This window comes from Streptomyces montanus, assembly GCF_005786655.1.
Classification (GTDB): Bacteria; Actinomycetota; Actinomycetes; order Streptomycetales; family Streptomycetaceae; genus Streptomyces; species Streptomyces sporangiiformans.
The window spans coordinates 1-8,194 of sequence record NZ_VBZC01000129.1 but is presented as its reverse complement, the minus strand read 5'-3'; the positions used below and the strand labels follow the sequence as shown (position 1 = coordinate 8,194).

Below are 8,194 nucleotides of genomic sequence, written 5' to 3'. Positions count from 1 at the left end.
GGTCGTCGGCGGGAGCGCCGCCGCCCTGCTGCTGACCGCCACCGGGGCCGCCGCCCCAGCCGCCGCCCTGCTGGCCGCCGCCACCGCCGCCGTATCCGCCCTGGCCACCTCGGCCGGTGGTCTTGGTGACCTTGGCCGTGGCATTGCGAAGGCTCGCGCCGACCTCGTCGACGTCGAGCTCGTAGACCGTGCGCTTGACGCCCTCACGGTCCTCGTAGGACCGCTGCTTCAGCCGGCCCTGCACGATGACGCGCATGCCTCGCTGGAGCGACTCGGCGACGTTCTCCGCCGCCTGACGCCAGACCGAGCAGGTCAGGAACAGGCTCTCGCCGTCCTTCCACTCATTGGTCTGACGGTCGAAGGTGCGGGGGGTGGACGCGACACGGAACTTCGCAACCGCCGCACCGGAAGGGGTGAAGCGCAGCTCGGGGTCGTCGACAAGATTGCCGACGACCGTGATGACGGTCTCGCCTGCCATAGGGAACCTCTCGGCGGGTTTGCTGCTGGCTGCTTGGTGCTGCTACTCGATGCCCGATATCAGCTGAGCGGGAGAGCTCAGTGGGTCTCGGGACGGAGGACCTTGGTCCGGAGGACCGACTCGTTCAGGTTCATCTGGCGGTCGAGCTCCTTGACGACCGCAGGCTCGGCCTGCAGGTCGATGACCGAGTAGATGCCCTCGGGCTTCTTCTTGATCTCGTACGAGAGACGACGACGGCCCCAGGTGTCGACCTTCTCGACCTTTCCGTTGCCCTCGCGGACGACGGAGAGGAAGTTCTCGATCAGAGGGGCGACGGCGCGCTCCTCCAGATCGGGGTCGAGGATGACCATCACCTCGTAGTGACGCATGTAGAACCCACCTCCTTTGGACTCAGCGGCCACGGTCGTTCCGTGGCAGGAGGGTCGTGATGCGTACGCAACGGTATCGGGCGCCACTGACAATCGGGCCCGTCGCCCAGCGGACTGAGCGAGAGTTGTGCCGTGGCCTGGACAGACACCGGTGCAGACGGTACAGAGTACCCGCCCACGTGCTTCCGGTTGAAATCCAGCGGTCGGGACCGTCAATCTGTACACATCGGGTGTGCATGGCGCTACGATGCGCCGTCTTCCGCAGGAGGTGCCCCATGGCACAGACAGTGCGACCCAACATCGCCGGATCCCTGTTCGCCACCGATCACAAGCCTCACCCGCTGCAGGACGCCCTGCTCGCCGTGACGCTGGTCCTCGGAGTGACGTCCTTCATCACGGCGATGTTCCACGACCTCCATCTGATCAGCTCGTGGACGGGGCTGGTGGGGATCATCACCGGCGCGGGCGGGCAGTTCGTCTCCGAGACGACCCGTCAGCGCTTCGGGCTGATCCTGGGTCTCGGCGCCTCGGGCGTCGGCTTCTTCCTCGGCATGGCGCACGGCGGTCTGTTCGGCGGCATCATCGGCTGACCGCCTCCCCGACGAACGGGGATCGCCGGTCGGCACCCTCACAACACCCGGCCCCACAGCCGGACAACACCTGAAGACGTCCCGGCCGCGTACCGGTCGCGGCCAAGGTTCCGTACGGCCAGACGGGGCGCTCACAGGGCGCAGTAGGCTTCGGCGCGAGAGCCAGGAGCCCCTGTACCCATGGGGACACACCAGCCCGAGGAGCGCCCCGAATGAGCCTGACCCTGAGGACCATCAGTCGAGAGCAGCATCTGGCATACATCCAGAGCCTGCCCGCGGCGAGCCACATGCAGGTCCCGGCCTGGGCAGATGTCAAGGCGGAGTGGCGCTCCGAGAATCTCGGTTGGTTCGACGACAGGACGGGCGAGATGGTCGGGGCGGGCCTCGTGCTGTACCGGCAACTGCCCAAGATCAAGCGCTATCTCGCCTATCTGCCCGAGGGACCGGTCATCAACTGGTTCGCGCCAAATCTGACCGAGTGGCTGGATCCGATGCTCGCGCACCTCAAGCAGCAGGGTGCGTTCTCCGTGAAGATGGGGCCGCCGGTGATCATCCGGCGTTGGGAGGCCGCTTCGATCAAGAAGGGCATCCAGGACCCGGACGTGAAGCGCCTGCGCGACATCGAGGCGGACTTCATCGAGCCGCGCGCCTTCGAGGTCGCCGACAAGCTGCGCCGCATGGGCTGGCAGCAGGGTGAGGACGGCGGGGCCGGCTTCGGTGATGTGCAGCCCCGCTACGTCTACCAAGTGCCGCTGGCGAACCGCTCCCTGGAGGATGTCCACAAGGGCTTCAACCAGCTGTGGCGGCGCAACATCAAGAAGGCCGAGAAGGCCGGCGTCGAGGTCGTCCAGGGCGGCTACCACGATCTGGAGGAGTGGCAGCGTCTGTACGAGATCACGGCCGTACGCGACCACTTCCGGCCCCGCCCGCTCTCGTACTTCCAGCGCATGTGGACGGCCCTCAACACCGAGGACCCCAACCGCATGCGGCTCTACTTCGCCCGGCACGACGGCGTGAACCTGTCGGCCGCGACGATGCTGGTCGTCGGTGGGCACGTCTGGTACTCGTACGGCGCCTCGGACAACATCGGTCGTGAGGTCCGGCCCTCGAACGCGATGCAGTGGCGGATGCTGCGCGACGCGTACGCCCTGGGTGCGACGGTCTACGACCTGCGGGGCATCTCCGACTCGCTGGACGAGACGGACCACCTCTTCGGCCTGATCCAGTTCAAGGTGGGCACGGGCGGGCAGGCAGCCGAGTACCTCGGCGAGTGGGACTTCCCGCTCAACAAGCTGCTCCACAAGGCGCTCGACATCTACATGTCGCGCCGCTGACGTCCCAGAATGTGCCTGCATACCTCTGATACACCAAGCCCACGAGAAAGGTTCCAGGTCCGGCCATGGCGCTCACGCTCTACGTCGACACCGCGCGCTGGCGTGCGCACCTCAAGCAGGTGTCCGAGCAGTTCCCCGGGCTCGTGCCCGTCTGCAAGGGCAATGGATACGGCTTCGGCCACGAGAGGCTGTCGGACGAGGCCACGCGCCTGGGTTCGGACATTCTGGCCGTCGGCACGACGTACGAGGCCGCGCGGACCAAGGACTGGTTCGGCGGCGACCTGCTGGTGCTGACGCCGTTCCGGCGAGGCGAGGAGCCCGTGCCGCTGCCCGACCGCGTCATCCGCTCCGTGTCGTCGGTCGACGGGGTCTACGGCCTCGTGGGCGCCCGTGTCGTCATCGAGGTCATGTCCTCGATGAAGCGGCACGGTGTGAGGGAGCAGGACCTGCCGCAGCTCCACGCCGCCATAGAGAACGTGCGGCTCGAGGGCTTCGCGATCCACCTGCCGCTGGACCGTACCGACGGCTCGGACGCCGTCGAAGAGGTCATCGGCTGGATGGACCGGTTGCGCGCGGCCCGGCTGCCGCTGCACACCATGTTCGTCAGCCATGTGAAGGCCGATGAACTCGCCCGGCTGCAGCAGCAGTTCCCGCAGACCCGCTTCCGCGCCCGCATCGGCACGCGGCTGTGGCTGGGGGACCACGAGGCGACGGAGTACCGCGGCGCTGTCCTGGACGTCACGCGCGTCTCCAAGGGCGACCGCTTCGGCTACCGGCAGCAGAAGGCGGCCTCCGACGGCTATCTGGTCGTCGTGGCGGGCGGTACGTCGCACGGAGTGGGCCTGGAGTCCCCCAAAGCCCTGCACGGCGTCATGCCGCGCGCCAAGGGTGTCGCCCGCGCGGGTCTCGCCACCGTGAACCGGAATCTTTCTCCGTTCGTGTGGGGTGGCAAGCAGCGGTGGTTCGCGGAACCCCCGCACATGCAGGTGTCGATCCTGTTCGTGCCGACGGACGCGCCGGAGCCGAAGGTCGGTGAGGAACTGGTGGCCCATTTGCGGCACACCACCACACAGTTCGACCGCGTCGTCGAGCGCTGACCCGGACGAGGACCCGCGGAGCTGCCCGCGCCCTCGGCCGCGCCCACCGCTGAGCCCCGGCAGAACCCGAAAGGCCGTACACGGAGCCCGTGTACGGCCTTTGGCGTGCCTGACCTACGCCCTGTTCGCTCAGGGCGAACTGCGGGTCGCCTGGGTTCCCCCGCTGCCCCACTCCACACTGGGCCCCTCGTAATGCGCCGCATGCCGCGGCGGACGGGCCGCGGATCCGAGGACGAAGACGTCCTCAGCCCCGTCCAGCACGCCACCGGAGGGATCGTCGTCGCCGGCACGGCGCACCACGTCCCGCTCGGGCATGAGGATGTCGCGTACGACCACGGCGCAAAGGTAGAGCGTCCCCAGCAGGTGGACGACGATGGCGAGTTGATAGCCGTCGGTCGGCAGCCCCTTGTGGGCGTCTCCACTGGACGTGTACGCGAGGTACATCCAGATCCCGAGGAAGTACGCGACCTCGCACGCCTGCCAGATGAGGAAGTCCCGCCACTTCGGGCGGGCCAGGGCCGCGAGGGGGACCAGCCACAGCACGTACTGCGGCGAGTAGACCTTGTTGGTGAGGATGAAGGCCGCGACGATCAGGAAGGCGAGCTGGGCGAAGCGCGGGCGGCGCGGGGCGGTCAGCGCGAGACCCGCGACGCCCGCGCTGGCGAGCAGCATCAGCACCGTTGCGAGCGTGTTGACGGTATCGGTGGCGAAAGGCGCTTCCATGCGCTGGGACAGCACCAGCCAGAAGGAGCCGAAGTCGACGCCGCGCTCCTGGCTGAAGGTGTAGAACTTCGACCACCCCTCGGGGGCGAGCAGCATCACGGGGAGGTTCACGGTCAGCCATGAGCCCCCCGCGCCGAGCAGCGCGGTGCCGAACTCCCGCCACCTGCCGGCCCGCCAGCAGAGCACGAAGAGCGGTCCGAGAAGCAGGATCGGATAGAGCTTGGCGGCCGTGGCGAGCCCCAGCAGGACGCCGAAGGCGAGGGCACGGCCCCGTGACCACATCAGCATCGCGGCGGCCGTCAGGGCGACGGCCAGCAGGTCCCAGTTGATGGTGGCGGTGAGGGCGAAGGCCGGCGCGAGGGCGACGAGCAGGGCGTCCCAGGGCCGCCGCCGGTGGGTGCGGGTCACGCAGACGGCGATGACCGCCGCGCACGCCATCAGCATCCCGGAATTGACCATCCAGTAGATCTTTTCCTGGCCCTGGATGCTGCCGCTGCCTGGTGTCAGCCAGGCGGCGACTTCCATGAACACGCCGGTCAGTACCGGGTACTCGAGGTACTCCATGTCGCCGTTGATCTTGTCGAAGTACGGTACGAGCCCATCGGCGAAGCCGCGTCCCTGGTAGAGGTGCGGGATGTCCGAGTAGCAGGCGTGGGTGTACTGCGAGCTGGCACCGAAGAACCAGGCGCCGTCGTAGCAGGGCAGCTTCTGCACCATGCCGAGGGCGAACACGCCGATCGCGACGAGCGCGATGACGCGTACGGGCGTCCACCAGGACGTCCCGAGCAGAGCGCGCCGTCCGATGGGGCCGCCGATCAGCTCGCTGCCGGTCGCGGCGACCTCGTCCTCCTTGGTCGGCCGAACCGGCTCTGGCTCGTCCACGTTCACTCGCGTCGTTTCTGCACTGGGCATACCGCACATCCTGCCGTACGTACCTGAGAGCGTGTGGGCCCAGCCGCCGGGTCCGTGGCTCGCCGCCTATGTACGGGCCGCCGCCGCCTCGTGTACGACAAGGGCCGCCGCACCTTGTCGGTGCGGCGGCCCTTGTTTCACGTGAAACTGTGCGTTTCACGTGAAACACACTTGGTGACAGCTACCCGGTGCCTCCTCCGAAGAGGCCCCCGTTGCCATTGCCTCTACTGTTTCCGTCGTTGGTCTCCGTAGGTGTGGGACTCACGCCTCCGTCGGTTCCGCCGGTATCGGTACCGCCGTTGTCATTGCCGCCGGTGTTGTTGCACTCGAAGTCGAAGGGATCGCAGGTGTTGGTCGGTGTGGGTGTGGGAGTGGGCGCGGACTCGCTGGGTGTATTGCTCGGCGTCGGGCTTTCTTCGTCCGCCGTCTCCGGCGCCGACGGGGTCACGCTCGGGGTGGGGACGTCGTTGACGACCTGGCCGATCGGCTCGGGCGTCGGAAAGTCCTCCACGGCCTTGCCCTTGAGCGCGTTCTCCATGTAGTCGTGCCAGATTTCGGCCGGGAACGAAGCACCGTGGATCTTCTTCTGGCCACCCGTTCCGTACATCTCCAGGAACTTGCGCTTCTTGCTGCTCTCGTTGTCGTCCATGCGGTACATGGAGACCGCGGTGGAGAGCTGCGGGGTGTAGCCGACGAACCAGGCGGACTTGTTGCCGTCGGTGGTACCGGTCTTGCCGGCCACCTGTCGGTCGTCCAGCTTCGCCGCGGTACCGGTGCCCTTGTCAACGACAGTCCTCAGGACGTCGGTGACATTGTCGGCGACCTGGGCGGTGAAGGCCTGCCTGGTCTTGGCGACATCCGCGTGCCTGAAGACCGTCCCGTCCTTGTCGGTGATCTCCTTGACCGAGTACGGATCGTTCTGCTTGCCGCTGGCCGCGAAGGTGGAGTACGCGCCTGCCATGCGGATCGCGCTGGGGTCGGACGTGCCGAGCGAGAAGGACGGGTAGTTGGCGCTGGCCAGACTGGTCTTCAGGACGCCTGCGTCAAGCGCTGACTCCCTGACCTTGTCCAGACCGACGTCCATGCCGAGCTGCACGTAGGCGGAGTTCGCCGAGACCCTCATCGCCTCGCGGAGGTCGATCTGGTAGCTCGGGGGGTTGTAGGACTCACCGCCGTCGTTCTTCTGCAGCCACTCCTTGCCCTCCTTGTCCTTCCAGACGTTCTCGTCATAGTCCTGGATCTTGAGCTTGTTCTCGCCGCTGTAGAGGCTCTTGGGGGAGACCTTGGTCCGCTCGTCCTGAGCCTGGTTCGGGCCGAGGTCGGGGTTGCGCTTGCCCCACTGCATGGCGGCCGCCAGCACGAACGGCTTGAACGTCGAACCGACCTGGGCACCCGTCTGGTCGGCGTTGTTGGTGAAGTGCTTGGTCGCGTCCTCGCCGCCGTAGATGGCCTTGATCGCGCCGTCCTCGGGATCCACGGAGGCCCCGCCGAACTGGACGTACTTGTCCTTGTCGGGACGCGCCTTCGGGTCGATGTTCTCCTTGCGGACCTTCTTCACCGCGTTTTCGAGCTGGTTGACCATCTTCTTGTCGAAGGTCGTCTGGATCGTGTACCCGCCTCGCTGGAGGTCTTCGGCGGTGATCCCGGTCTCTTCGCTGTTGTTGACGATGTACGCCTTGGCGAGGTCGACCAGGTAGCCGACCTGACCGCTCAGCTGGGCGTTGGACCGCGGACTCTGGGTCTCGGGGAACTTCTTGTACCCCGCCCGCTGCGACGCCGTCAGATGGCCGTCCTTGACCATTTCGTCGAGGATCCAGCTCCACCGCTCAGTGGCCCGCCTGAGGTTGGCTTCGGGAGTGGCGGCGGGGTCGATCGATGTCGCGCCCGCCGGGTCGTAGTACGTGGCGCCCTTGAGTACCGCCGCCAGGAACGCACACTGACTCGCGTTGAGCTTGCTGGCGTCCTTGTTGAAGTACGCACGCGAGGCCGCCTGGATTCCGTAGGCGCCGCGTCCGTAGTAGGCGGTGTTCAGGTAGCCGGCCATGATCTCCTTCTTGTCGACTGTGGCGCCGACCTTGATGGAGATGAACAGCTCCTTGAACTTACGTGTGACCGTCTGTGACTGGTCGCTCAGTCGCGCGTTCTTCACGTACTGCTGGGTGATGGTGGAGCCACCCTGCGTCTCGCCGCCCTTGGCCATGTTGAACAGGGCGCGGCCGATACCCATGGGGTCCACGCCCTTGTCGGTCTCGAACGTCTTGTTCTCGGCCGACATGACGGCGTAGCGCATCTCCTTGGGGATCTGGGCGTAGCCGATGATCTGGCGGTTCGTCTCGCCGCCTGTGGCGACCATCGTGCTGCCGTTGGACCACTTGTAGACGTTGTTCTGCGCCTCCGCCGCCTGAGCGACGTTCGGGACGCCCACCATGGCGTACGCGATGCCCGCCACAACCATCAGGCTGCCGAAGAAGCCGACGAACGTACCCGTCACAAGCTTCCACGAGGGCACCCACCGCGCCGCGCCGTACTTGCCCGCGCGCGGATAGTCGATGATCCGCTTCTTGGGCGGTACGCCACCACGGCCTCTGCCATGCCCGTTCGGTCCGCCGGGGCCGCCCGGACCGCCGCGGCGGCCGCCGCCGCCCAGGCCGCCGAAGCCTCCGCGCCCCGCGCCGTCGGCAGCTCTGCGCCG

Annotated in this window: 7 protein-coding genes; 3 read left to right on the top strand and 4 right to left on the bottom strand. The window is 67.1% G+C overall.

Features of this window, described 5'->3' with window-relative positions; translation table 11 throughout:
- Window positions 1-478 (bottom strand): single-stranded DNA-binding protein (locus FE633_RS46430; RefSeq protein WP_138051185.1); only part of this gene is annotated, 478 nt, incomplete at its 3' end.
- A gap of 77 nt (window positions 479-555) precedes the next feature.
- Window positions 556-846 (bottom strand): 30S ribosomal protein S6, encoded by a 291-nt coding sequence (rpsF, locus tag FE633_RS46425; RefSeq protein WP_005482942.1) that lies wholly within the window; start codon window positions 844-846, stop codon window positions 556-558.
- Between the two features lie 275 nt (window positions 847-1,121).
- Between rpsF and FE633_RS46420 the strand changes: the two genes are divergently transcribed.
- From FE633_RS46420 to FE633_RS46410, 3 genes are all read left to right on the top strand, one after another.
- Entirely contained in the window at window positions 1,122-1,436 is a 315-nt protein-coding gene (locus FE633_RS46420; protein WP_138051184.1) for a hypothetical protein, read from the top strand.
- Between the two features lie 212 nt (window positions 1,437-1,648).
- Window positions 1,649-2,770, top strand: coding sequence for a peptidoglycan bridge formation glycyltransferase FemX (femX, locus tag FE633_RS46415; RefSeq protein ID WP_119106124.1), 1,122 nt, complete (start codon window positions 1,649-1,651; stop codon window positions 2,768-2,770).
- Between the two features lie 65 nt (window positions 2,771-2,835).
- Window positions 2,836-3,867: an alanine racemase gene (locus FE633_RS46410; RefSeq protein ID WP_138051183.1), complete on the top strand. Its 1,032-nt coding sequence runs from the start codon at window positions 2,836-2,838 to the stop codon at window positions 3,865-3,867.
- Window positions 3,868-3,996: 129 nt separating this feature from the next.
- Here FE633_RS46410 and FE633_RS46405 read toward each other — a convergent pair whose 3' ends face one another.
- Window positions 3,997-5,502 carry a glycosyltransferase family 87 protein gene (locus tag FE633_RS46405; protein WP_138051182.1) on the bottom strand — a complete coding sequence of 502 codons (1,506 nt, stop codon included), beginning with the start codon at window positions 5,500-5,502 and terminating at the stop codon, window positions 3,997-3,999.
- A 181-nt stretch (window positions 5,503-5,683) separates the two neighbouring features.
- Window positions 5,684-8,194, bottom strand: a 2,511-nt coding sequence (locus tag FE633_RS46400; protein WP_425473336.1) for a transglycosylase domain-containing protein, incomplete at its 5' end; no start/stop codon positions are given.